Origin of the sequence: Stenotrophomonas sp. FR012, from assembly GCF_047520565.2 — a bacterium.
GTDB lineage: Bacteria > Pseudomonadota > Gammaproteobacteria > Xanthomonadales > Xanthomonadaceae > Stenotrophomonas > Stenotrophomonas sepilia.
This window is the reverse complement of record NZ_JAXBQL020000006.1, coordinates 164464-187467: the sequence shown is the minus strand read 5'-3', so window position 1 is coordinate 187467 and position 23004 is coordinate 164464. Positions and strand designations below refer to the sequence as shown.

Sequence of the window (23004 nt, the reverse complement as noted above, 5' to 3'; positions counted from 1 at the left end):
CGCTGCGCGCCGCGGCGCGCCACCACGAGGTCGTGGCCGTCTATACCCAGCCTGACCGGCCGGCCGGCCGTGGCCGTGGCCTGGCACCGTCGCCGGTCAAGCTCGAGGCCGTGGCCCGTGGCATTCCGGTCTACCAGCCCGAATCACTGAAGGACGAGGCTGCACAGCAGCAGCTGCGCGACCTGCAGCCGGACCTGATGGTGGTGGTGGCCTACGGCCTGATCCTGCCCAAGGCGGTACTGGCGATCCCGACCCACGGCTGCTGGAACGTGCATGCCTCGCTGTTGCCACGCTGGCGCGGGGCGGCGCCGATCCAGCGCGCGATCCAGGCCGGTGACGCAAAGACCGGTGTGTGCCTGATGCAGATGGAAGCGGGCCTGGATACCGGCCCGGTGCTGTTGCACCAGGAACTGCCGATCGCTGCCACCGATACCGGTGGCCAGCTGCATGACAAGCTGGCCGAGCTGGGTGCACAGGTCCTGTCCGACGGCCTGGGCCTGCTGCGGGCCGGCATCAAGCCGATCGCGCGGCCGCAGCCGGAGCAGGGCGTGACCTATGCGCACAAGCTGGACAAGGCCGAAGCCCGTCTGGACTGGGCGCAGGGCGCCGATGTGCTGGCGCGTACCGTGCGTGCCTTCAATCCGTGGCCGATCGCCGAAGCGACGCTGGCTGGCGAACGCGTGCGCATCCATGGCGCGGTGGCGCTGGAGGAGGCCCACGGCCAAGCGCCGGGCACGGTGCTGGCGGCCAGCCGCGAGGGCATCGACATCGCCTGTGGCCAGGGCGCACTGCGCTTGCGTACGCTGCAGCGCGAAGGCGGCAAGGCGATCACCGCCGCCGACTACCTCAACGCCCGCCGTGATCTGCGCGTGGGAGCATAAGCGGTGTCGAAGCAGAACGATTTCTCCGTGGCCAAGGCGGCGCCGGGCGCGGCCACCCGCATGCTGGCCGCACGTGTGCTGGCACAGGTGTTCACCCGTGGCCGTTCATTGAAGGCCGAACTGGCCTGGGCGCTGCCGAAGCTGGCCGACAGCCGCGATCGTGCCTTGCTGGAAGCGCTGTGCTTTGCGGTGCTGCGTCGCCGCAGTACCTATGACGCTGCCTTGCAGTCGTGGATGCAGAAGCCGCTGTCGGCGCGCGACGCCGATCTGCGCACCCTGTTGATGGTGGGCTTCGCCCAGCTGGACGTTCTGGAACTGCCGGCGCATGCGGCGCTGTCGGCCACGGTCGATGCCGCGCGTGCGCTGGGCCGTGAGCGCCAGGCCGGCCTGGTCAATGCGATCCTGCGCCGCGCGCAGCGCGAAGGTTTCCCGGAGCAGCCGGCGCGCGATGCCTTCCCGGAATGGCTGGCCGATGCGGTGGAACGCGATTGGCCGGTACAGGCCGACGCGATCTTCAGCGCCAGCCTGCAACCGGCACCGTTGTGGCTGCGTGCCAACCGCCAGCACGGCGGCCGTGACAAGGCACTGGCGGCACTGGCCGAGGCGGGCATTGCCGCCGAACCCAGCGCGCTCTGCGCCGATGCACTGCGCCTGGCGGCCCCCGTTGCGGTGAACCAGCTGCCGGGTTTTGCCGACGGTGCACTGTCGGTACAGGACCTGTCGGCGCAATGCGCAGCCGACGCGCTGGCGCCCGCGACCGGCGCCCGCGTGCTGGACGCCTGTGCGGCACCCGGTGGCAAGTCGGCGCACCTGCTGGAACGTGACCCCAGTCTGCGCCTGCTGGCGCTCGATATCGATGCGCGTCGACTCGCGCGCGCCCGCGATACCTACAACCGCACCGGTGTGGGTGAGGGCGCGCAGACCCGGGTGGCCGATGCCAGCGATCCCGGGGCCTGGTGGGATGGCACGCCGTTCGACGCCATCCTGCTGGATGCCCCGTGCTCGGCCACCGGCGTGATCCGCCGCCAGCCGGACGTGATGTTCCACCGCCGCGCCGAGGACATCGATGCGCTGGTCGGCGTGCAGGCCCGCCTGCTGGAGGCCTGCTGGTCGATGCTGCGCCCGGGAGGCGTGCTGCTGTACGCCACCTGTTCGATCCTGCGCGCCGAGAACGTCGATCAGGTGCGAGCCTTCCTGAAGTGGCATCCGGACGCAGCGGCACAGCCTCTGGATGACACATTCGGCCTCGATTGCGAGGGGATTGCGCGCCAGCGCCTGCCGGGTGACAACGATGCTGACGGTTTCTTTTACGCGCGTCTGCTAAAAACAGCCTGACCCCGCTGACGTTCCGAGTCCCATGCTGAAATCCCGCGCGTCGCGCGAGACGTGGTTGTTCGTGGTGATGGCCCTGCTGGTGCTGGGGGCCGGGCTGGGCCTTCGTGATCCGTGGCCGTCGGACGAACCGCGCTTCGCGCTGGTGGCCAAGCAGATGTTCGACAGCGGGCAGTGGCTGTTCCCGCATCGCGGCACCGAGCTGTACTCGGACAAGCCGCCGATGCTGATGTGGTGGCAGGCCACGCTGTACAGCCTGGTCGGGCAGTGGCGCGTGGCCTTCCTGCTGCCGTCGCTGCTGGCGGCGCTGGGCACGCTGTGGTGCGTGGTCGACCTGGGGCGGCGCCTGTGGACGCGGCGGGTGGGGCTGTACGCCGGCTGGGCGCTGCTGTTCGCGCTGCAGTTCACCTTCCAGGCGAAGAAGGCGCAGATCGACCCACTGCTGCTGCTGTTCATCACCCTGGCCAACTACGGCCTGCTGCGCCACCTTTTGCTGGGACCAAGCTGGCGATGGTGGTGGCTGGGCTGGTTCTTTGCTGGCATCGGCGTGATCACCAAGGGCGTGGGGATGCTGGCGCTGCTGATGCTCGTGCCTGCGGCCATCGCCGCGGCGTTGCAGTGGCCACGGGTGGGACTGCATGCGCGCGACGCGCGTTTCTGGCTGGCGCCGCTGGCCTTCCTGCTGGCGGTGTCGTTGTGGCTGGCGCCGATGCTGCTGGCCGGCTTTGCCACCGGCTCGGACGAGTACCTGGCCTACATGGACGACATCCTGTTCCAGCAGACGGCGCGGCGCTACGCCCATTCCTGGGACCATCACCAGCCCGCCTGGTACTTCCTGGCGACGATGCCGCTGATGTGGATCCCGGCGTTCCTGGCCCTGCCCTGGGCGATTCCGGCGTGGCGCCGCCGGTTGCGCCGCCGCGACCCGCGCTACCTGCTGCCGCTGGCCTGGTGGCTGATGGTGGTGCTGTTCTTCTCGATTCCCGCCGGCAAGCGCGATGTGTACATCCTGCCGGCACTGCCGATGTTCTGCCTGGTGCTGGCGCCGCTGTTGCCTGGATTGCTGAGGCGGCGCGATGTGCAGGCCGTGGTGGGGGTGTTCACCGGCCTGCTGTCACTGGGCCTGGCCCTGGCCGGTGCGATGGCGGTGCTGGGCGAGCCGGCCTTCGAGCTGCGCCTGACCCACAGCCGCGGGCTGGCGCCCGGCGCCGTCGACGCACTGGCCTGGACGATCCTGGCGATGGGCGTGTGGGGCGGATTGAGCCTGCTGGCCTGCGGCCGTCGCCGGCATCTGGCGCTGGTGTCGACCCTGGCGATGGTCTGGGTGCTGTACAGCCTGGTCGGCTATCCGCTGCTGAACGATTCCAGTTCCGCCCGCGGCCTGATGCGCACGGTTGGTGACCGTCTGGGACCGGATGCCGAATTGGGGCTGGTGGCCTGGAAGGAGCAGCATCTGCTGTTGGCCGACCGCCCCGCAGCGACCTTCGGTTTCGAGACGGACTGGGACGAGCAGCTGATTGCGGCCACGCGCTGGCAGCGGCTGGCGCCCGGACGCCGCTGGTTGCTGGTGCACGAATACGCGATGCTGTCGTGCGTCGACCGCAACCGTTCTGAACTGGCCGGCGTGGCCAACCGGCGGCGCTGGTGGCTGGTGCCGGCAGCAGCGGTGAAGGTGCCCTGCGTGGTCACTGCAGAGGAGCGCGAACGTGAACGGCGTTTGCAGGAACATGACTAGCCACCACGATTCCGGCTTGTCCAGTCTGCCCAAGCGGGCCCAAAGGCAGTAAAACAGCAGGCTGGGACGGCCTCCGTTGGTCCTTCCCGTTCTTCCCGCAGATTGCAGCGATACTTCCCGACGTGCCAGCTTCACCGGACAACCTGAACCCCATGGCCGGCGACCCGCTGGGCGTTCCCGCCGGTGGGCGCCATGGGGCCGCGCATGCGCTGGCCCAGCTGGGCCTGTTCTGCCTGCCGGCACTGGTGCTGACCGTGCCGATCAACCTGCTGCCGTATGGCCTGCTGCTGCTGCTCAGCACCCTGCTGGCGCCGGAGCTGCTGTGGCGCGCGCGCGGCATGGCCGGTCAGCCGGTGAAAGTGCTGGCCTGGCTGATGCTGGCGGTGCTGGCGCTCGGCGTACTGTCGGTGGTGTTGTTCGAGCAGGGCCTGCGTGACGTCGACAACCGCTCGCGATTCGTGGTGATCCCGTGGATCGCGCTCTGGGTCTGCGCGCTGCGTCCCAACCTGCGGTGGCTCTGGTACGGATCATTGACCGGCCTGCTCGCCACCTTCGGGATGTCGCTGTGGCAGGTGCTGGGTGGCGCCCCGCGCGCAGAGTTGTTCACCAACGCCATCGTGCTGGCCGACATCGTGATGGTGTTGATGGTGCTGCTGGTGTTCTGTCGCCCGTCGCGGCGCTGGTCGCTGGTGATCCTCGGCACGGCCGCCGGCTGCGGCACCATCGTGCTGACCGGCAGCCGCGGCGTGTTCGCCGCCCTGCTGGCGCTGCTGGTGGTGCTGGCACTGAGCCTGCGCTGGCGCACCGGTGCGGCGCGCCTGTCGGTGCTGGCCGGCATGCTGGCGATCGGCGCGACCCTGTTGCTGTCGGTGCCGGAGCTGCGTCACCAGGTGCGCCTGAGCGAGCTGCACAGTGACGTGCAGCGGATGGAACTGGGCGACAGTGATTCTTCCGCCGGTGCCCGCGTGGAACGCCTGCAGGTGGCTTGGGAGACCTTCCTCGATCACCCGCTGGTGGGTGTTGGCATCGGTCATTTCGACAGTGCGATGCTGCGCGTGCCGGTCTGCCGGGAGAACCCGGAAGAGTTGCGTTGCCACCTGGGGCATGCACACAACGATGTTGCCGAATGGGCAGCGACCCAGGGCGTACCGGGCCTGCTGCTGTTGCTGGCGGTGTATGGCATCCCGCTGTGGTTGTTCGTGCGCCTGCATCGCCGTAGTGGCCGGTCAACCTTCCGTGGGCCGGCCGCAGCCGGCATCATGCTGGTGATCACCTACGCGTTGTGCGGACTGACCCAGTCGATGTTCGCGCACCAGATGACCGCCAGCTTCTACGTGACCCTGGTCGGCCTGCTGACCGGCCTGTCGATCGTCGAAGGCGCGCGCTACCGGGCAGCCACCGGGGCGTGACGCATCGGCGCGCCGGGCAGGGCCCGGCGATCAGGGGTTCGGCGGGTCGGCCACGGCCTGGCCGTTGCCCAGCATCCACAGCATGATGGTCTTCTGGCGCACGTAGTTGGCGCGCACATAGGCGTAGACCAGGCCATGCCAGCCGTCGCGGAAGCCGCCACGGAACACGAAGCCGCGCCAGAACCGCCAGGCCGGTGCCAGCACCAGCTTGCCCAGCGTGGCCCGTTTACCGCGCGCGAACTCGTGCTCGGCCATCATCCGCGCGTACTTCTCGGTCTTGGCCAGCTGCTGCTGCAAGGATCGGTAGGGATAGTGGACCAGGTCGCCGCGCAGGGTACCCACACTGCCATCGACGCTGGCGGCCTCGTGAATCTCGCGCTTGCCGCGCCAGCCGCCACGGCGGCGGTCGAACAGGCGCATCACCCGGTCCGGGTAGGCATTGCCATGGCGCAGGAACTTGCCGAAGTACTCCGACAGGCGTGCGAAGCGATAGCCGGCATGGCCAGCGAAGCCACCGTCGCGGGCCTGTTCGATGGCCGCACGCAGTTCCGGGCTGATCCGCTCATCGGCGTCCAGGCACAGCACCCAGTCGTGGCGGGCCTGCTCGACGCAGTACGCCTTCTGGCTGCGGAAGCCGTCGAACGGGCGCTGCAGCACGCGGGCGCCTGCGGCCTCGGCGATGGCCACGGTGGCATCGGTGGAGTAGGAGTCCACGACGACGATCTCATCGCAGAAGGCCAGTGAGGCCAGGCAGTCGCCGATGCGGCCGGCCTCGTTGAACGCGATAATGCAGGCCGAGATGCGAGGCCGTTCGATGGGAGCGGTCGTGGAGGACATGATGGCCGGGTACCTGTTGTTTGCGACGGAGCGCTATGCGCTGCCTATTCTCGCCCCGTTGGCGCAGGCCTTGCACGCCTCCGGGCAGGAGGTGGCAGCCTGGTTCGAGGGCGGCGCGGCCGGCAGCCAGCTGCCGGGAGTGCCCAACATCGGCCTCAAGCAGGCGCTGGCAATGCGGCCGCGGGCGGTGTTCAGCGCCGCCAACTGGGTGCCGACCTTCCTTTCGGGAGCCAAGGTGCAGCTGTTCCATGGCTTCAACGTGGAGAAGCGGGACAGTGCGCGCGGCCACTTCCGGGTGCGCGGCATGTTCGACCTGTACTGCACGCAGGGGCCGGCCACCACCGGGCCGTTCCGCGAGATCGCGGCCCTGCAGGGCCACTTCGCGGTGGCCGAGACCGGCTGGCCGAAGCTGGATCCGCTGTTCCGCGACGATGGTGGCGAGAGCGCCGCGCTGCGCGCCGCCGCTGGAGGACGCCCGGTGATCCTGTTCGGTTCGACCTTCACCGAACGCCTGAGCGCAGCCCCGCACCTGCATGCGCAGATTGCTGCCGACATCGCCGAGGGCAAGCGCTACTGGCTGCTGACCCTGCACCCGAAGTGCCCACCGGAATTGTTCGAACGCTACCGCGCGCTGGCCGGTGCCAATGCGCGCTTCGTCGAGCCGGAGCAGGTGATGGCTGCACAGCGCGCCGCCGATGTGCTGGTGTCCGATACGTCCTCGATCGTTTCGGAGTTCATCGTCCAGCACAAGCCGGTGGTGACCTTCCGCAACCGGGTGCCCAAGCCGCACATGATCGACTTCGACGACCCGGTGCAGCTGCCGGCGATGCTGCAGCGCGCGCTGCATCCCGACGCCGCGCTGCAGGCGGAGATCGTGCGCTACGCCGATGCCATCCATCCGTACCGCGATGGCCTGTCCAGCGAGCGCGTGATTGCGGCTACCGAGGATTTCCTGTCCGGCGAGATGGGCGTGCTGCGGCGCAAGCCGTTCGGGAGCTGGGTGCGCGACCTGCAGATCCGCAAGGACCTGGGGTATTGGGGGCCGTCGCAGCGGTAAGCCGAGCGTGGGCTCGGCTCTACAGTAGATCCACGCCATGCGTGGATGCGCGACCCCAGGCCGCGGTAGTGCCGGCCAGCGGCCGGCACTGCCTACCAGCGCAGCTTGCGCCGCGCCAGCGCGGCCGCCAGTTGATCCATCACCTGTTGCGCCTGCGCCTGCGGCAGGTAGTGCAGGATCAATGCCACATCGCCATGCGCGCCGGCGGTATCCAGCTGCAGGCTGCTGGTGCCCAGCAGCTTGTCCAGTGGCGAGCGCAGCAGGCGCAGGCCCTGCACCTTGTCCAGCTCGGCCCAGCGCCACCAGCGCTTCCACCAGCCGCCGCGCACGGCGACGTAGTGGTCATCCAGATACCAGCCCATGCGCGCCATCTGCCGATGTGCCACCAGCAGCGCCAGCGGCAACCAGGCCAGCACGATCAGGCCCCATGATCCCCAGCGCCAGTACGCGGCTGCGGCCAGCACGGGGACCAGCAGCAGCGCACCCAGGCACAGCCGCCACCAGCCACGCTGGGGAATGGACTGCCACTGCGCCGGTGGCCACTGCAGTTGTGGCAGCAGGTGCTGCACCAACTGCTCGCAGCGCATTGCCGGGGCCAGCGGTGCCAGCTCGCGCAGGGCGCGGTCCTGGTCCCGCGAAGGGCCGCCGGCGGCGCTGTCGATGCGCAGCTGGCGCAGGCCGAACCAGCGATGCAGGGTGGTTTCGTGCAGCGTCCAGGCCTGGATGCGGCGACGCGCGACACTGCTGCGGGTTCGGCTGACCAGGCCAGCCGAGACGGTCAGCCGGCGATCCTGCTCGCTGAGAGTGAAGCCGTGATAGCGCAGCAGGGTCAGCACCACCGACAACGCCCGCAGCGCCAGCCAGCCCAGCAGCAGGGCTGCGGCCAGCAGCAGGAAGGCGCCGGCCACGCCGGGATGCAGGTGGCTTGCGTAGCCGAAGGCCTCCCTGCCACCACGCTGGATGGCCGCGTCCATCACCGGCCGCGGCACGGTCTGGAACAGCACGCCGAAGGCGGCGATCGCCAGTGCCCATCCGCGGTTGGAGAGCAGGCCCATGCGCACCACGTCCCAGCTCGACAGGCGCAGCAGCACCTGTTCGGTGTCGGTCCCGGTGATCGAGGGCGTGGCGACGACGTCGGCGGGCTGCGGTGCCTGCCCACGCTGGCGCACCAGCCGTTCCAGCGCCAGCGCCTGGTCCAGCCTCAGTACCCGCATCTCGGCTTCCGGCCGCACGCCGCCGGCTGATTCCAGGCGCAGCTCGGCCACACCGAACAGCCGGTGCAGCGGGTTCTGCCGCACTTCCACGTTGTGGATGCGGGCGAACGGGATCTCGCGGCGGTTGCGCGCCAGCAGCCCGCTGCGCACGGTGATGGCATCGCTGCCGATGCGGTAGCGGTAGCTGAGGTACTGCAGCACCGAGACCAGCACCAGTGCCGCGATCGCCGACAGTGGAATCAACTGCGCCCACATCGGGTCGCGCTCGCCACGCTGGCCGAACACCAGCAGCGCGACCAGCGGCAGGAAGTAGTGGCGCAGCTGCATCAGCAGTACGAACAGCCACGACCACGGGTGCAGGCGATGGTCCTCGCCACCGGCAGGCAGCGATGCGGGCAGGGGCGGCGGCAGGCTCACAGGGCGTCGGCGTCCTGGTCGAGCTGGTGCGAGAGGGTGTCGCGCAGGCGCTCGGCGTCGGCTTCATCCAGGCCGTTGACGGTGACCGCGCTCATGCGGGTACCGGCAGTGTGCACGATCAGCGTGGCCAGGCCGGCGCGGCGCTCCAACGGGCCCCGGCGCAGGTCCAGGTGTTGTACGCGCGATATGGGAATGCGGGTTTCCAGCTGCCACATCAGGTCGCGGCGCAGGCCCAGGCCCTGGTCATCCAGGCGCCAGCGGGTGCGGGTCAGTCGTCGGCGGCCGAGCCAGGCGCCGAAGAGGATGCCGATCAGCAGCCCCAGGGCGGCAGTCCACAGGCCGCCGGGCAGATCGAAGAACCAGGCAGCTGCGGCCAGTGGCAGACCCGGCACGAACAGTCCGCCGAAGGCGCCTTCCAGTGCGGCCAGGCGGGCGGCACGTTGCGGTAGCGATTGCCAGGCTTCGGTGGTCGGGGCGATGGGGGCGACGTCGGTCACGCGGGCTCCGTCAGGTGGCAGGGCGAGCGGCGGCGGTGGCCGCACCGCGCAGACGGTAGCAGGTCGGCTGTGTTACTGGGCAGCCTGGATCAGCGCATCGACATCCAGCAGGTGGCCAGCACGATCGGCCTTGGTGCGCAGGTAGTGTTCGTTTTCGGCGGTGATCTCGCCGGTGACCGGAATGCAGTCCAGCACCTCGATGCCGGCATTGCGCAGGCGCTGTGCCTTGGTCGGGTTGTTGCTGAGCAGAGCCACGCGCGAAATGCCCAGGCCATGCAGCATCGCCACCGCACTGCCGTAGCGGCGTTCGTCGGCACCGAAGCCCAGCTGTGCATCGGCGTCGATGGTGTCCAGGCCGTCGTGCTGGTAGCCGTAGGCGCGCATCTTGGCGGCGATGCCGGTGCCGCGGCCTTCCTGGTCCAGGTACAGCAGCACGCCGCCGCCCAGTTCCTTCAGCTTGCGCAGCCCGCGCCGCAGCTGGTCGCCGCAGTCGCACTTGAGCGAGCCGAACAGGTCGCCGGTCAGGCACGAGGAGTGCACGCGTACCGGTACCACCGACGACAGGTCCGGTTCGCCGACGATGATCGCGACCTGGTCGCGCTGGGCCACGCCGCCGCGGAACACCGCGAAGGTGGTCATGCCGACGTCGCGCAGCGGTACCGGCGAACGCGCCACCAGTTCGTAGTCGTGGGCCGCATGTGCTGCGCCTTCGGCCAGGTCGCACAGGGCCACCTCGGCGGCACCGTCGAAAGTGTGGTCATCCACGTCCAGGCGCACCGCGACCATCGCCGGCAGCAGCAGGCCCAGGCGGGCCAGCTCGACCGCGCCGGCATCGAAGGCGTCGCCGGCTGCCCAGCCGTCGGGCATCGGGCCGGGCTCGCGCAGGTAACCCAGCGAGGGCAGGGTATCGAAGGCAATGCCAGCCAGCGGCAGGCGCGCGCCTTCCGGTGCTTCCACGCCGAGCACGCGGGCGCGGGTCGCGGTCAGGAACAGGTAGTGGCGCTCGCGCGCGGCACCGGCGAACGTGGCAAAGCTGCTGGCAGTGGCGCTGTCCAGTGCAATCACCGCCAGGCGCTGGCCCTGGCCATCGTGGAGCAGTACCGGGCGACCGGCACGCAGTTCGGCCACCGCGCGTTCGCAGCGGATCGCGGCGGGATCGCCGAACAGGGAAGAGGCAGCAGGCATGGCAGGACCGGGGGAGGCGGACATCGCAGTCTCTATGGGGGCGACGGCGTCGTATTCAACGTGGTGCGGCCGCCGGTCGCAGGGGCCGGACGGGCCCGCGTGGTGCGACCGTCAGTGCGGATGCTCTTCGGTCGCGTACGGGTCTTCCTCGCCGCTGCCCGGTGGCCGCAGCGTATAGCGCTTGTAGGTCCATTGGTACTGCGTCGGGTCGCGGCGGGCGATGCGCTCGATGCCGGCGTTGAGCGCGGTGGCCGCCACCTGCGGGTCCGGGTCGGCCACGGCCGGGTCGGTCGGCTCGATGTGCAGGGCGAATTCCATGTCCGGCCCAACGCGCTCGCACCAGCCATACAGCACGGTGGCGCCGGTGCGCTCGGCCAGCCGGTTGACCAGGGTCATGGTCAGTGCCTGCACGCCGAAGAACGGCACGAACACGCCGTCGCCGGCCTTGGGTTGCTGGTCCGGCAGGATGCCGGTGGCACCGCCGTCCTTGAGCACCTTGAACAGCTGGCGCACGGCGGGGCCCTCGGCGCGCACCTGCTGCACGTTCTGGCCGCCCCGCACCAGCTGCAGGAAGGCGTCGCTGGCCTCGTCCTCCGGTGGCTTGTAGACGATGGCGATGTGCCCGCGCGAGGCCAGCCACTGGTTCAGCAGCTCCCAGTTGCCGAAGTGGGGTGCGGCCACGATCACGCCCTTGCCGCTGGCCAGCGCCGCGTCGTACAGGGATTCGCCGTGGCGCTGCTTCAGGTGCAGGCGCAGGTTGTCGGCCGGCCTCTGGCTCCACAGCCGCAGCGTCTCGATGGCCTGCAGGGCGGTGGAGCGCAGCAGCTCGCGGTGCAGGCGGTCGCGCGCCGGACCGTCCAGTTCCGGGTAGGCCAGTTCCAGGTTGCGCCGGGTGACGCGGCTCTCGCGAGCGTTGAGACGGACCCACGTCCACGCCAGGGCATGCGCGAACGCCCGCAACAGTGGCCAGGGCAGGCGGGCGAACAGGGTGGTGGCGCGGTAGACCAGCCGGGCTTTGCGTTGCGGATTCATCGGCGCCAGTTTAGCCAAGGGCGCTGCTATCGTGGCCGGCCCTGTTCATTGGAAGCCCACGATGCTCGTCCTGATCCAGCGCGTCAGCCAGGCCGCCGTCCATGTCGACCAGGAAGTGGTGGGGCGGATCGGCCCCGGCCTGCTGGCCCTGGTCGGCATGGAACCGGGCGATACCGAGGCCCAGCTGCGACGGATGGCCGAGCGCCTGCTGGGCTACCGGGTGTTCGCCGACGAGGCCGGGAAGATGAACCGGTCGCTGCGCGACACCGGCGGCGGCCTGCTGCTGGTCAGCCAGTTCACCCTGGCCGCCGATACCCGTTCGGGCATGCGCCCCAGTTTCACGACCGCCGCACCGCCGGACGAGGCTGAACGCGGGTTCAATCGATTTGTCGAGATCTGTCGTGAAAATCACGCGCCCGGGGTGGAAACGGGCCGATTTGGTGCCCATATGGTCGTCAGCCTGGTCAATGACGGTCCCGTGACCTTCCTTCTCAGGCCCTGAGCCTGCGGGACCACCGCCCGGCAGGCGGGGCCCCGGGCTGGTATAATGCTACGTTCCCTATTTCTCCCTAGCCGGTGGCGCGAGCACTACATGGCCAACGAACGTCCTGCCCAATCCGAAATCAAGCAACTGATCAGCAAGGGCCTGGAACAGGGCTACCTGACCTACGCCGAAGTCAATGACCATCTGCCGGACGACATGGTCGACCCGGAACAGATCGAAGACATCATCGGCATGATCAACGGCATGGGCATCGATGTCCATGAAGTTGCGCCGGATGTGGAAACCCTGCTTCTCAACGATGGCAACACCGGCAACCGCGAAGTCGATGACACCGCGGCTGAAGAAGCTGCCGCCGCGCTGAGCGCGCTCGACACCGAAGGTGGCCGTACCACCGACCCGGTGCGCATGTACATGCGCGAAATGGGCACCGTCGAGCTGCTGACCCGCGAAGGCGAAATCGCCATCGCCAAGCGCATCGAGGAAGGCCTTTCGCAGGTCCAGGCGGCCCTGGGCCAGTTCCCGGTTTCGGTCGAGTCGCTGCTGAACGACTACGAAGCCCACAAGGAAGGCAAGAAGCGCCTGGCCGAAGTGATCGTCGGCTTCAACGACCTGGTCGACGAAGAGCCGGCACCGCCGGCGGTCGTTGCCGATGACAGCGCCGATGCGGACGCCGAAGGCGACGAGGACGAGGACGACGATGTCGACGGTGGCGATGAAGAAGCCGCACCGACCGGTCCGGATCCGGAGGAAGTCGCCGCGCGCATGCAGGCACTGAGCGATGCCTTCAACGCTTTCAAGAAGGCCGCGACCAAGGGCGACAAGAAGAACCTGCCGCGCCTGCGCGAAGAGATGTCGGCGGTGTTCGTCACCCTGAAGCTGCCGCTGCCGCTGACCGACGTGCTGACCAAGCAGCTGCGCGACACCATGGCCGACATCAAGTCGCATGAGCGCCGTGTGCTGAACCTGGCCACCGTCACCGCGCGCATGCCGCGCAAGGACTTCATCCGTTCCTGGGAAGGCAACCAGACCAACCTGGAGTGGGTGGAAGACGCACTGAAGCGCAAGCAGAAGTGGTCGTCGGCCCTGCGCGAAGTGAAGGACCAGATCATCGCCGAACAGCAGGCGACGATCGACATCGAGAAGCTGACCCAGCTGGACCTGGAAGAGCTGAAGGAAATCAGCCGTGCCATGGCCTACGGCGAAGCCAAGGCGCGCAAGGCCAAGAAGGAAATGGTCGAGGCCAACCTGCGCCTGGTGATCTCGATTGCCAAGAAGTACACCAACCGTGGCCTGCAGTTCCTCGACCTGATCCAGGAAGGCAACATCGGCCTGATGAAGGCCGTGGACAAGTTCGAGTACCGCCGCGGCTACAAGTTCTCGACCTACGCCACCTGGTGGATCCGCCAGGCGATCACCCGCTCGATCGCCGACCAGGCGCGCACCATCCGAATTCCGGTGCACATGATCGAGACGATCAACAAGTTGAACCGCATTTCCCGCCAGATGCTCCAGCAGTACGGCCGCGAGGCTACGCCGGAGGAGCTGGCCAAGGAAATGGACATGCCGGAAGACAAGATCCGCAAGGTGATGAAGATCGCCAAGGAGCCGATCTCGATGGAAACCCCGATCGGCGACGACGAGGATTCCCATCTGGGCGACTTCATCGAGGACACCAACGTGGAGTCCCCGATCGAGAACACCACCAACATCAACTTGTCTGAAACCGTGCGCGACGTGCTGGCCGGCCTCACCCCGAGGGAGGCCAAGGTGCTGCGCATGCGCTTCGGCATCGACATGAATACCGACCACACGCTGGAAGAGGTCGGCAAGCAGTTCGACGTGACCCGCGAGCGCATCCGCCAGATCGAAGCGAAGGCCCTGCGCAAGCTGCGTCACCCGAGCCGTTCGGAGCAGCTGCGCAGCTTCCTGGATATCGATTGATAGCCAGCGGCTGTTGAAGCGTTGAGAGAAACCCCGCCTGGTGCGGGGTTTTTCTTTGGTAGCTCCCGGCCATGCCGGTCGGATCCTGACGATGTCGCATCTACCATTTGATTACGTCCCGCGGCGGTCGCACGCTGACCGTGCAGATGCTCAACACATCGCGTAGGCAGGCCGGTCTCCATCGGCGCTGATGCAAGCGCGCAGCAGGTCACGTACATCACATACGGCCCGCTGCACTGATTCGTCATGCATTTGGAGTGAGGCCATGAATGATGTGGAGCACGATATGCCTGAGCCCGTGCAAATCGATTTCCCGCCGCTGCTGAACTGGGATGAGGTGATGCGGGATGAGTGTGAGGATCCGTTGGGGTTTGCACGTCGGACGACGTATGCGCTGCTGACGCTGTCTGAAGCTGGGTTGCTTGCCGGCTTCAGGGGCGGCAACCAGAAGGGACTGGAAGAGGCCAGGAGGACGGTGGCGCTGTTCCAGGCACATCTGCGGCGGCAGATGTGGTTTGCGGAAGCGGCGGAGAAGCGGTTGGGGCGCGTTGCTGAGGCTCTTGCTGCTGCCGGGTAGCCGATCGTGGGCGGCCTCCACTACACTGTGGCGCTGCGCAGGGCCTATAGCTCAACGGTTAGAGCAGGGGACTCATAATCCCTTGGTTTCAGGTTCGAATCCTGATGGGCCCACCAATTGGACGTCTAAGGACGTCCAGATCAGTCCAAAAAATCCCCGAAATCGCTGAAATGTAAGGCTCTCGATGCCTCCTGGGTCTCCCCCGGTCCGTTTGCATCCACGTTGAAAGTGAGTCAGTGTGTGAGTCAATTGGCGACCAAGCTTCGCCTGACTCACAACCATCTGACTCACATGCTCACTGATACCAAGATTCGTGCACTAAAGCCAAAGGCCGCCGCGTATCGGGTAGCCGATACGAACGGCTCGGTGATCGAGATTCGTCCCGCCGGAAGCAAGGCTTGGCGCTATCGCTATCGCTTCCTTGGAAAGGCAAGCATCGTCACCTTGGATGAGTACCCAACCATGGGGCTTCAGGCGGCACGTGCCGAGCGCGATAAGTTGAGAGCGATGCTGTGCGGCGGCGCCAACCCTGCCCAAGTGGCCAGGACAGAGAAGGCAACGCAAGGCGAGAAGGCGACCGCTACGTTCGCCGCAGTTGGCCTCGAGCTGTTGGCGAAGCGAACCAAAGAAGGGCTTGTACCAGGTTCTGTCGTGCGTGAGCGTCGGCTGATTGAGAAGGACCTGGCCATGCTGGCCGACATTTCAGTGTCGGATGTAACCGCCCCGATACTGCTGGCTGCGCTGCGAAAGCTGGAGCAAAGGGGGGGGGGTCGAGACGGCACACAGAGCCCGGTCTCACGCAGGGCGGATCTTCCGATATGCAATCGCCACTGGACGCGCCGAGCGCAACCCCGCCCAGGACTTGGCTGGGGCCTTGGAGCAGCCGCGGACAAAGCGCTTTGCCAGCATTACGGATCCCTCAGCGATCGCCGATTTGCTGCGCGCGCTGTGGGGCTATCAGGGCTCCCGTGTTACTCAGGCTGCCCTGAAGCTCGCGCCGATGACCTTCGTGCGACCCGGGGAGCTGCGCAAGGCGAAATGGGCGGACATAGATCTTGACGCCGCAGAGTGGGGGTATGTCACGAGCAAGACGAAGAGGCCGCACGTCGTCCCCTTGTCCAAGCAGGCAATGGCCGTCCTTATGGACCTGCATCCCCATGCGTCGCATAGCGAGTTCGTATTCCCTGGCATCCGAAGTGCACTGAAGCCGATGAGCGAGAACACGCTCAACGCGGCCCTCAGATACCTCGGATTCGATTCAGACACCATGGTGGGTCACGGCTTCCGCGCCATGGCGCGGACCGTGCTTGACGAAGTGCTTGGCTTTAGACCGGACTACATCGAGCATCAACTTGCACACGCAGTCAAAGATCCGTTGGGGCGTGCCTACAATCGCGCCACCCACCTGCCTGAGCGCACGAAGATGATGCAGGCGTGGGCTGACTACTTGGATGGTCTGCGGATGAATGAGTCCAAGACCGCGACGAAGAGCGCTCGGCAGCGAAAAGCCGCCTGATTCGTGCAGCCACTCGCCAGCGGTCACTCATCTGCCCGGTAGACCGCGCGCCTCTGCGCGCAAGAGCACTTCAATGACATATGCCGCGGGGAAATCCCAGTGGTCCAGAAGCTCGCGCATCAGCAGCTCGCCACCGACCTTTGGAGCCAGTGATCGAAACGCAGTGCCAAGACAGCCCAGACCCTCCTCCTGGCTGGGGCGACGGCGAATCTTCAATTTGTGTACTTCAGTCACATCCATATCCGGTTCAATGGGCGCGTTTGAGTATTGATGTCTCTGTTCGATCTCTCGCGATCAATGTTCCACTTGCAGGCTTCCCTCAGCGTCATGGGCATCGGAGCTGTCAGGCCGGTCCTTTTCAGGCGAAATGCCATAGCAAGGCCACGATTGCCCAAAGAACACCCAGGACGAAGCCGATTCCCACCAGCGCCCAGAACACCTGGAAGAGAAATTGGCCCACTCTGCCTATGAGGTAGGTGGAGACGCAAATGGACAACACCACAGCCCCAAAGCGAACAGCCTTGGGCCACCCCTCACCCAATCCGAGTCCGTACACCGTCAACGCGATGATGAACACCGAGGCAAAAAAGCCAATGACGGCCCAGAGGGCGGAGAACTCAAATAGGCCGGGCTCAGGGGGCAGAGCGGGTTGGTCGGCCCACATCTCTTCTTCTGAGTCGTAGTAGGCGACCGAACCGTCGGGCCGTCGCTTGGAGTACCTGGTTGCCATTGCTTCGCTCCCTGAGTGTCATTGGCGCCATCGGGAAAGTTAACCGGCTGCGGAAGAATTTCCCAGCCTCCCCGGCGCGCAACGCGATCGCCGAGCCAGGTCAGTGACCTGCAGGTCGGTCATGCATTGACGGTCCACACGCGAGCGAGGTTGGCCGCCGCAATCGCCAAGGGTTGGGGGCTTGGAGATCTGAGTCGTTGACCTGTCAGGCCCGCGAGCAGCGGATACCATTGCCTCATCGCCTTGGTCCGTGGTGGCTCTCAATGATTGATTCGACAGTCCGGTGGGGCTTTGTTGAGTGCGGAAGCGTCACCGAGAGGAAGAGTGGCCCTGCATTCAATAGCGTTCCCGGCTCGCGCATCGTGGCGGTGATGCGCCGCGATGACCGTGCTCTCCTTCATCGCGATCAGCATCAGATTGTCAGCCTGCTCCCGGGTGCATAGCTGGGACCAGTACAGGTAGTCGTGAATGATGGCGGCTCGGCCATACCAACCTGTTGTGGGGATGGCGATATGAAGGATTCTCGGGATGGACGCTACGTCAGGCACGAAGCCGGACGGTACCGTGATCACCTCCTGGGTGTCACCGATCCGCTAGTTCAGATCCTTGTCCTGCAGCCAGAACCGTCCATCTGCGAACTCGGTGGTTGTGGCAGCCGGCGGCGCCATGGTGGGCATCCCAATCCGGTGTGAGCAGGCGCTCAATCCAAGGACTGTGGGCAGCAAGGCAAGTCGGCACATCAACGTGATCGTGCTGTTCATGAGTCCCCCTGTGGGGCCGGTCCTCGCCGGCCTGAGCGGATCCTACCTTCAAGCGTGGCCGGATGGCTTGATGGTCAGAAGCGACAGAGGAGGGGGGCTCGATGTGGAAGCGGGGGTGTGGCCGCTCCAATCCCTGCCACGAACGGTGAGATCATGCCCGCGCGATCCTCCCCGGTCGCAAGCCGCGCGAGCAGCTGCGACTAAGGCGGGGTCCCGCTGTCAGCGTGGCCTTGGATGCTGGAACTAAAGTCCGCTACAGAGACTCCGGCGACAACGCGACGGAGTCTTGCGCTGGAGCCCTTGTTGACGCCAACGTAGGGCTCCAAGGGCCAAGAGCTAAAGGACGTCAATGGCGCCAAGGTCTTCGTGCTCTTCGAGCGCTGTACGCGCAGGACAGTCGGCAGGCGAACTGCCTCGTATTTGGGGAGCCGACCATCCAGGTTGCTGCCCCATCGGTCTTCCCCTGCTTGTTTTGGTTACGCCGTAGAGCGGTTCCCGTGAGGATAGGCACACTACCCATCCCAAGCCCTGCAAGGAGAGAGAGCAAATGCATACCTATCTGGATCGCAAGACCCTCGAAAGAAGCGACTTTGCTGATTGCTGTCTCTTCACCGGTGTTGTTCCCGCAAAGGAAACGCAGGAACACGTGATACCAAAGTGGATGATCGTCGCGCACGATCTTCATCACAGGAGGCTTGAGATGGGCTCCCCGAGCGCGATTGCGAAGATGCGGGAGTTCAGGGTCAAGGCAGACGCCGACAGCAACGAGCTCTTTGGTACCGTGGAGAACAGGATCAGCCTGGGCAAGGCCAGTCTTGATGAGATCCACCTGTGGCATAAGAAGATATCGGCAGGCATGACCCTCAGGCACTGGACTCTGTCCCGAAATACGAGGAATCCAATGGCGCCTCCTCCGCTTGACGAAGCTGCCGCGCCGATGGTGCTGATGGACTTTCAGTCGGATTTTGATAGCTTTCGGCAGGGTTCTTACGTCAGGACTGGATCCACGATCAGCATGGATTCGCCGATTGCCGATGGCTGGCTTGCCCATGTAATTGGATCCGTCCGGAGAGAGACAGAGCACAACTTCCAGCACCGTCCTTTTGCCTTGGTGGGTACGAGCGTTTGCAAGACACTTCATGTGTCAATGCTGCACGACCTTGGCCGTGATTTTGAGAGGGCGGCCATTGCCGGGTGTTGGCAAGAAAAGCTCTCTGAGTGCGATAGTGTGCTGAAGCTTCAGGTGGCTTTGGCAGGGGCGCTCACCACCGTCGTCGACGAATGGGCGAAGCAGTTGAACGGGGGCACTCTGCTTCAGTCCATGTACCACGACTTGGCCTACCAACTCGGCGTGGAGATCAGAGAGGACGGAGCGTGGCGGGCTCGCCAGTGAGCTTCAGGCCGGGCTGGAACGTCCAGCCCGCTGAGCTCTTCATCAACATGTGTCTTGGATACCGCGCAACTCTGTAGCGATCAATAGGCCTGATCACTTCAAAACATGAGCTAGCTTCGCTTTGAGCGCGCTGATTCGTCTGGAGACAGAGGCGTGGCCGCGAAGGCCAGACTCTCGCGCAATTGTCGACGCGTTCTTACCCATGCGAAGCGCCAGGACGAGCCGTCGCTCCTTCTGATCGAGCATGGCGATCACGTCTCGGAACAGAACCTGCTCATACGGTTCGTTCTCCGCAAGATCGTAGGCCGGCGCATCATCGATTGTTTCTACGAGATCGACCTTGAGTTTCGCGCGCTTGGAGTAGAAGCTTCGCTCGAAATCCTCCTTGATCCAAGAATTTGCATCTGAAAAGTCCTCGTGGACGCGGTGCGAGTGAAGGAGCTCGATCAGCGGGTCAAGTGATTCCATGACGCCATCACCATCTATTGCGCACCGAAGAACGTCCTCTCGTTCACCACTGTCGAAGACATCCCAAATGTCTCCGCCCTGCAGCGGGCGATCCACCTTGAACTTGGACCGTTCTTCTTCGGGGAGCGGGGCAAGGATTCGTTCGCGCAGCATATCTATCGGCCTCCATGATTCTTCTTCATGATCTGTCGGCTCAAAGAAGGCATCGCGTCGATCCAGCGCAAGACGATAGATGCGGTGCGCCCAGTACCTGGTGTCCCCAGCAAGCAGACGGAGGGGCGAGTTCGGCGCGAAGGCGTTCGCTCCAAGTCGGGCACGTGGCGATAGAACCGACCACACATGCTGAGAGAAGGCGGCTCGTGCACGTGACCCATATCCTGCATCCAGTGAGCGGTGACCGAAGATCAAGTTCATGACCGTCCGGCGACGCTCCAGATTGTGTTGCTGAAGCAGCGCATCCGGAAGCAACCCGGCGAGCATTACATCCAGTTCGGAGGTCCCGCCGCACGTCGGTACCAGGATCATGTTGGGGTTGCGGCGATCCTCGAGGCATGGAATCGATGCCTTGAGACCATCCATCGCCCTGCCGGAACGGAGGAATCCGGCCCGCTGTGTCGAATTCCACTCGTGGATATGCGCAGTCTGCTCAAGGCCTCCCTCGGTGGGCTCGTCCACGAAGACCAGCTCAAGTGGTCCGTGATCCCAACGATCAACCTGAGTGACTTCGGCTTGGTAGAAGTGAGCATTGGAGATGTGTCGCATAGCTACCTCGGATGGGGGTTACCTATATCCGGCACCAGAAAGCCGAGTTGTGACTTGGCCTTCATTCCCCCATGCCCAAAGAGGGCCGGCCTCGGGGTTTGCGAGACGCAATTTCGCAATCGCGTGTCCTGCACTGTGTGCTTCACGTTGAGACGATTCCCTGACGAGGTTGGCCAGCCAGCCGTCAGCAATGACGGAAGTCGCGGTCAGCCGTTGATCGTCCTGGTCCAGTGCCTCCCGCATCCGGCGAGGGTACTCTCGCTGCCCTGGTCTGGCGTTACAGCTGCGTGCGCCGCCCACGCCCATCGATGCTGTAACGTCCCGCCCCGGTGCACGCCAGCAGCAGGAAGCCGCCGGCGAGGCCCAGGTTCTTCAGGAACATGATCTGCTGGGTCTGGTCGGCGAAGTTGTGGTGGAAGATGAAAGCGGTGACCAGGCTGAAGCCTGCGAGCACGACCGCCACCAGCCGGGTCTGGAAGCCGAGCAGGATGCACAGGCCGCTGCCGATTTCGAACGCGATGGTCGGCCAGAGCAGGATGCCGGGTACTCCCATTGCCTCCATGTAGCCCTGGGTACCGCTGAGATCGCCGAGCTTGCCCAGCCCGGAGACCAGGAACAGGGCCATCAGCAGGATGCGTGCAAGCAGGTAGGCGAGCGAATGCGATGAAGTGCTCACGTCGAGGTCCTCGGAGATGGCCGACGCAGGCGATCGGAGCCCACCGGCGGTGAAGCCCGTGTCTACGCGCCGGGCAGGGCGCCTTGACAGCTGCCGCGCTGCAGTAGACCTTTCCCGCATGATGATCGATATTGAATCGCTCAGCCTTCGCGAGCTGGGTGCCCTGGTGGTTGCCGCTGAACGGCGGAAACAGCTGATTTCCAGCCGCCGTCCGGCCAGTGCGGTGCGGCGGATGCTGAAGGCCGCCGCCGCCGAAGCCGGCTACACCCTTGAAGAACTCTTTGGCGGCCAAGCCTCGGAAACACCTGCGCCCGCCCGAAAAGCCGTCCGCCGTAAATCCGGCAAAGTCGCGCCCAAGTATCGCGACCCGGAATACAAGCGCCTGACCTGGACCGGTCGCGGGCGCATGCCGCGCTGGTTGGCGTCCAAGGTGTCGATGGGCCACAAGGTCACCGATTTCCTGATTCCTGGCTTGGCCAGGCCGACCGCTGGCAGGACCAGCACCATCGGCAAGCGGACCGTCATCAAGAAGGGATGACGCTGCAGCACTGCTACCCTGCCCGGGTCTTTCAACCAAGGAGCACGGGATGGCACACGAGAGTGGCATGACGATCACGCCGAAAGCCCTGCACGCCGCCGCAGTGGCGGGCATGTTGGTCAGCCTGCTGGCCTGGGCGGTGGAATGGAGCGGAATGGCCTATGTCTGCCCGTACTGCCGCGTGCAGCGCACGGTCATCGGCGTGCTCGGCCTGCTGACGCTGTTCGCGCGCCCGGGGAGCCTCATCGTGCCCTGGTTGTCGTACACAGCGGGTGGCTTCGCGTTCGTGGTCGCAGCGATGCAGCACTTCAACGGTTGGAAACGCATTTCCGCAGGCGACTTCAGTTTCAATGAGCAGTGGTACATCGACCCTTGGCTGTTGTCGGGCTGCGCAATGCTGATCCTGGTGGCGCAGCTGATGCTGGTGCAGGCCGCCTGCCGGCGCAGCTTGCGCTGAGTGTTTCCACGCATGGCGTGGAACTACCCGTTCTGGAACACCGCCAGCTGCGCGGCGAAGGCGCGCTGGTAGGGGGGCCGCTGCGTCGCGCGGGCCACATAGGCGGCCACCGTCGGATACTCGTCGAGCAGCCCGCTGCTCTTCAGGCGCAGCAGCACCGAGACCATCATCAGGTCGCCCACGCTGAAATCGCCGTCCAGCCACGGCGCCTTGGCCAGCCATGTCGACAGTTGCGCCAGTCGCGCCCGAACCCGCTCATCCAGCAGCGGCAGCCGCTGTGCGTACCACGGCTGCTCGCGCTCCAGCACCCAGGCCATGGAGCGCTCAACGATGGGGGGCTCCACCGTGTTCAGCGCAGCGAACATCCACATGATCGCGCGCATGCGGGCGTCCGCGTCGCGCGGTAGCAGGCCGGGGTGCTGTTCGGCCAGATGCAGGACGATGGCGCCGGATTCGAACAGGGTCCGGTCGCCCTCCTGCCAGGTGGGAATCTGCCCGAACGGATTGCGTGCCAGGTGTACGGGCTGCTTCATCTCGGTGAAGGTGAGCAGTTGTACGTCATAGGCTACCGACAGTTCCTCCAGTGCCCAGCGCACGCGCATGTCACGGGCCAGGCCCTGGCCACGGTCGGGGGAGGTGGCGAAGGCGGTGAGGATGGGAGGCATGGGGTCCGCAATCAAGGAGGGCTTTGATGATCTGACGAGCGAGTGTGCCGGAAATCGACATGGGTGTCGGTGCTCTGCACGTCGCCTGCACATGTCCTGCACGCACGCACCGTCGCCGATCCATCAGTCTGCCGGGGTCATCCGCAGAGACAGGTAGCAGGCATGAATACTCCCGGAAAACCGAAACCCAGTTGGCGCCAGAGAAACGTGCTGATGGGAGCGATCGCCGCGGTCCTGGTGATCGTACTGATCATCCTTTTCGTACCTTGGTGAGCCTGCCCGGGCTCGCTCGATGTGATCCACGCGCCACTGTGGCGTGAAGCAGTCAGTGCGGGTTGAGTGACGTGATGTGCGTATCAATCGCTGCTCACCCGGGAACCACACAAGCATGTCCACAGTGGATACGCAGGCAGCGCAGT

Annotated in this window: 21 protein-coding genes, 1 tRNA gene and 4 pseudogenes; 16 read left to right on the top strand and 10 right to left on the bottom strand. The window is 65.7% G+C overall.

The annotated features are described in order from the left end of the window. From fmt to ACM0O9_RS12275, 4 genes are all read left to right on the top strand, one after another. Positions 1 to 881, top strand: an 881-nt coding sequence (gene fmt, locus ACM0O9_RS12290; protein ID WP_495495889.1) for a methionyl-tRNA formyltransferase, incomplete at its 5' end; no start/stop codon positions are given. Positions 882 to 884: 3 nt separating this feature from the next. Further along, on the top strand, positions 885 to 2216 hold the full coding sequence (rsmB, locus tag ACM0O9_RS12285; RefSeq protein WP_414604138.1) for a 16S rRNA (cytosine(967)-C(5))-methyltransferase RsmB: 1332 nt from the start codon (positions 885 to 887) through the stop codon (positions 2214 to 2216). A gap of 22 nt (positions 2217 to 2238) precedes the next feature. Continuing rightward, the gene (locus tag ACM0O9_RS12280; protein ID WP_414604139.1) at positions 2239 to 3948 is read left to right on the top strand and encodes an ArnT family glycosyltransferase; all 1710 of its coding nucleotides are present in this window, start codon (positions 2239 to 2241) and stop codon (positions 3946 to 3948) included. Positions 3949 to 4100: 152 nt separating this feature from the next. Further along, positions 4101 to 5357, top strand: coding sequence for an O-antigen ligase family protein (locus ACM0O9_RS12275; RefSeq protein WP_414604140.1), 1257 nt, complete (start codon positions 4101 to 4103; stop codon positions 5355 to 5357). A 30-nt stretch (positions 5358 to 5387) separates the two neighbouring features. On the opposite strand, the gene ACM0O9_RS12270 is transcribed toward ACM0O9_RS12275, so the two are convergent. Continuing rightward, positions 5388 to 6194, bottom strand: coding sequence for a glycosyltransferase family 2 protein (locus ACM0O9_RS12270; protein ID WP_065178794.1), 807 nt, complete (start codon positions 6192 to 6194; stop codon positions 5388 to 5390). Here ACM0O9_RS12270 and ACM0O9_RS12265 point away from each other — a divergent pair. Further along, complete coding sequence (locus ACM0O9_RS12265) at positions 6193 to 7251, top strand: CDP-glycerol glycerophosphotransferase family protein (protein WP_065178793.1); 1059 nt, start codon at positions 6193 to 6195, stop codon at positions 7249 to 7251. The genes ACM0O9_RS12270 and ACM0O9_RS12265 overlap by 2 nt on opposite strands. Before the next feature lie 92 nt (positions 7252 to 7343). Here ACM0O9_RS12265 and ACM0O9_RS12260 read toward each other — a convergent pair whose 3' ends face one another. The 4 genes from ACM0O9_RS12260 to ACM0O9_RS12245 all read right to left on the bottom strand — a co-directional run bounded on the left by ACM0O9_RS12260 (position 7344) and on the right by ACM0O9_RS12245 (position 11596). Further along, entirely contained in the window at positions 7344 to 8882 is a 1539-nt protein-coding gene (locus ACM0O9_RS12260) for a PH domain-containing protein (protein ID WP_164229850.1), read from the bottom strand. Continuing rightward, positions 8879 to 9379: a PH domain-containing protein gene (locus ACM0O9_RS12255; RefSeq protein ID WP_005419594.1), complete on the bottom strand. Its 501-nt coding sequence runs from the start codon at positions 9377 to 9379 to the stop codon at positions 8879 to 8881. Before ACM0O9_RS12255 ends, ACM0O9_RS12260 begins: the two co-directional genes overlap by 4 nt. A 72-nt stretch (positions 9380 to 9451) precedes the next feature. Then, positions 9452 to 10588 (bottom strand): GTP cyclohydrolase II RibA, encoded by a 1137-nt coding sequence (ribA, locus tag ACM0O9_RS12250; RefSeq protein WP_053496995.1) that lies wholly within the window; start codon positions 10586 to 10588, stop codon positions 9452 to 9454. An 87-nt stretch (positions 10589 to 10675) separates the two neighbouring features. After that, positions 10676 to 11596 carry a lauroyl acyltransferase gene (locus ACM0O9_RS12245; RefSeq protein WP_053496997.1) on the bottom strand — a complete coding sequence of 307 codons (921 nt, stop codon included), beginning with the start codon at positions 11594 to 11596 and terminating at the stop codon, positions 10676 to 10678. 61 nt (positions 11597 to 11657) lie between these two features. Here ACM0O9_RS12245 and dtd point away from each other — a divergent pair, with 61 nt between their 5' ends. The 7 genes and pseudogenes from dtd (at position 11658) to ACM0O9_RS19780 (ending at position 16135) form a co-directional block, all read left to right on the top strand. Beyond that, entirely contained in the window at positions 11658 to 12098 is a 441-nt protein-coding gene (dtd, locus tag ACM0O9_RS12240; protein ID WP_065178791.1) for a D-aminoacyl-tRNA deacylase, read from the top strand. Between the two features lie 90 nt (positions 12099 to 12188). Next, positions 12189 to 14042, top strand: a complete 1854-nt coding sequence (gene rpoD / locus ACM0O9_RS12235; RefSeq protein WP_005419586.1) for an RNA polymerase sigma factor RpoD — start codon at positions 12189 to 12191, stop codon at positions 14040 to 14042. Positions 14043 to 14307: 265 nt separating this feature from the next. After that, a complete protein-coding gene (locus tag ACM0O9_RS12230; RefSeq protein WP_235649066.1) occupies positions 14308 to 14619 on the top strand; it encodes a hypothetical protein in 312 nt (103 codons plus the stop codon). A gap of 40 nt (positions 14620 to 14659) precedes the next feature. Then, positions 14660 to 14735, top strand: a tRNA-Ile gene (locus tag ACM0O9_RS12225). Between the two features lie 175 nt (positions 14736 to 14910). After that, positions 14911 to 15108, top strand: a pseudogene (locus ACM0O9_RS19790) (Arm DNA-binding domain-containing protein); the annotation flags it as partial. 247 nt (positions 15109 to 15355) lie between these two features. After that, a pseudogene (locus ACM0O9_RS19785) lies at positions 15356 to 15439 on the top strand (hypothetical protein); the annotation flags it as partial. A 54-nt stretch (positions 15440 to 15493) separates the two neighbouring features. Further along, the gene (locus ACM0O9_RS19780; RefSeq protein ID WP_235649067.1) at positions 15494 to 16135 is read left to right on the top strand and encodes a tyrosine-type recombinase/integrase; all 642 of its coding nucleotides are present in this window, start codon (positions 15494 to 15496) and stop codon (positions 16133 to 16135) included. 358 nt (positions 16136 to 16493) lie between these two features. On the opposite strand, the gene ACM0O9_RS12215 is transcribed toward ACM0O9_RS19780, so the two are convergent. Beyond that, the gene (locus ACM0O9_RS12215) at positions 16494 to 16865 is read right to left on the bottom strand and encodes a hypothetical protein (RefSeq protein ID WP_049450323.1); all 372 of its coding nucleotides are present in this window, start codon (positions 16863 to 16865) and stop codon (positions 16494 to 16496) included. Between the two features lie 263 nt (positions 16866 to 17128). Between ACM0O9_RS12215 and ACM0O9_RS12210 the strand changes: the two are divergent. Beyond that, positions 17129 to 17248 (top strand): annotated as a pseudogene (locus tag ACM0O9_RS12210) (gfo/Idh/MocA family oxidoreductase); the annotation flags it as partial. Positions 17249 to 17305: 57 nt separating this feature from the next. Here ACM0O9_RS12210 and ACM0O9_RS12205 read toward each other — a convergent pair. Further along, positions 17306 to 17413, bottom strand: a pseudogene (locus ACM0O9_RS12205) (DUF1353 domain-containing protein); the annotation flags it as partial. A gap of 760 nt (positions 17414 to 18173) precedes the next feature. Between ACM0O9_RS12205 and ACM0O9_RS12200 the strand changes: the two are divergent. Next, positions 18174 to 19019, top strand: coding sequence for a hypothetical protein (locus tag ACM0O9_RS12200; protein WP_164092863.1), 846 nt, complete (start codon positions 18174 to 18176; stop codon positions 19017 to 19019). A 93-nt stretch (positions 19020 to 19112) separates the two neighbouring features. Here ACM0O9_RS12200 and ACM0O9_RS12195 read toward each other — a convergent pair whose 3' ends face one another. Then, the gene (locus tag ACM0O9_RS12195) at positions 19113 to 20249 is read right to left on the bottom strand and encodes a hypothetical protein (protein ID WP_164092862.1); all 1137 of its coding nucleotides are present in this window, start codon (positions 20247 to 20249) and stop codon (positions 19113 to 19115) included. Between the two features lie 277 nt (positions 20250 to 20526). Next, positions 20527 to 20925 (bottom strand): DoxX family protein, encoded by a 399-nt coding sequence (locus ACM0O9_RS12190; RefSeq protein WP_061478119.1) that lies wholly within the window; start codon positions 20923 to 20925, stop codon positions 20527 to 20529. 118 nt (positions 20926 to 21043) lie between these two features. On the opposite strand from ACM0O9_RS12190, the gene ACM0O9_RS12185 reads away from it, so the two are divergent. Next, positions 21044 to 21463, top strand: coding sequence for an H-NS histone family protein (locus ACM0O9_RS12185; protein WP_321573321.1), 420 nt, complete (start codon positions 21044 to 21046; stop codon positions 21461 to 21463). Positions 21464 to 21512: 49 nt separating this feature from the next. After that, the gene (locus ACM0O9_RS12180) at positions 21513 to 21920 is read left to right on the top strand and encodes a hypothetical protein (protein WP_065186330.1); all 408 of its coding nucleotides are present in this window, start codon (positions 21513 to 21515) and stop codon (positions 21918 to 21920) included. Between the two features lie 23 nt (positions 21921 to 21943). Here the strand turns inward: ACM0O9_RS12180 and ACM0O9_RS12175 are convergent, their stop codons facing one another. Continuing rightward, positions 21944 to 22585 (bottom strand): glutathione S-transferase family protein, encoded by a 642-nt coding sequence (locus ACM0O9_RS12175; protein WP_164229859.1) that lies wholly within the window; start codon positions 22583 to 22585, stop codon positions 21944 to 21946. Positions 22586 to 23004 lie beyond the last annotated feature (419 nt).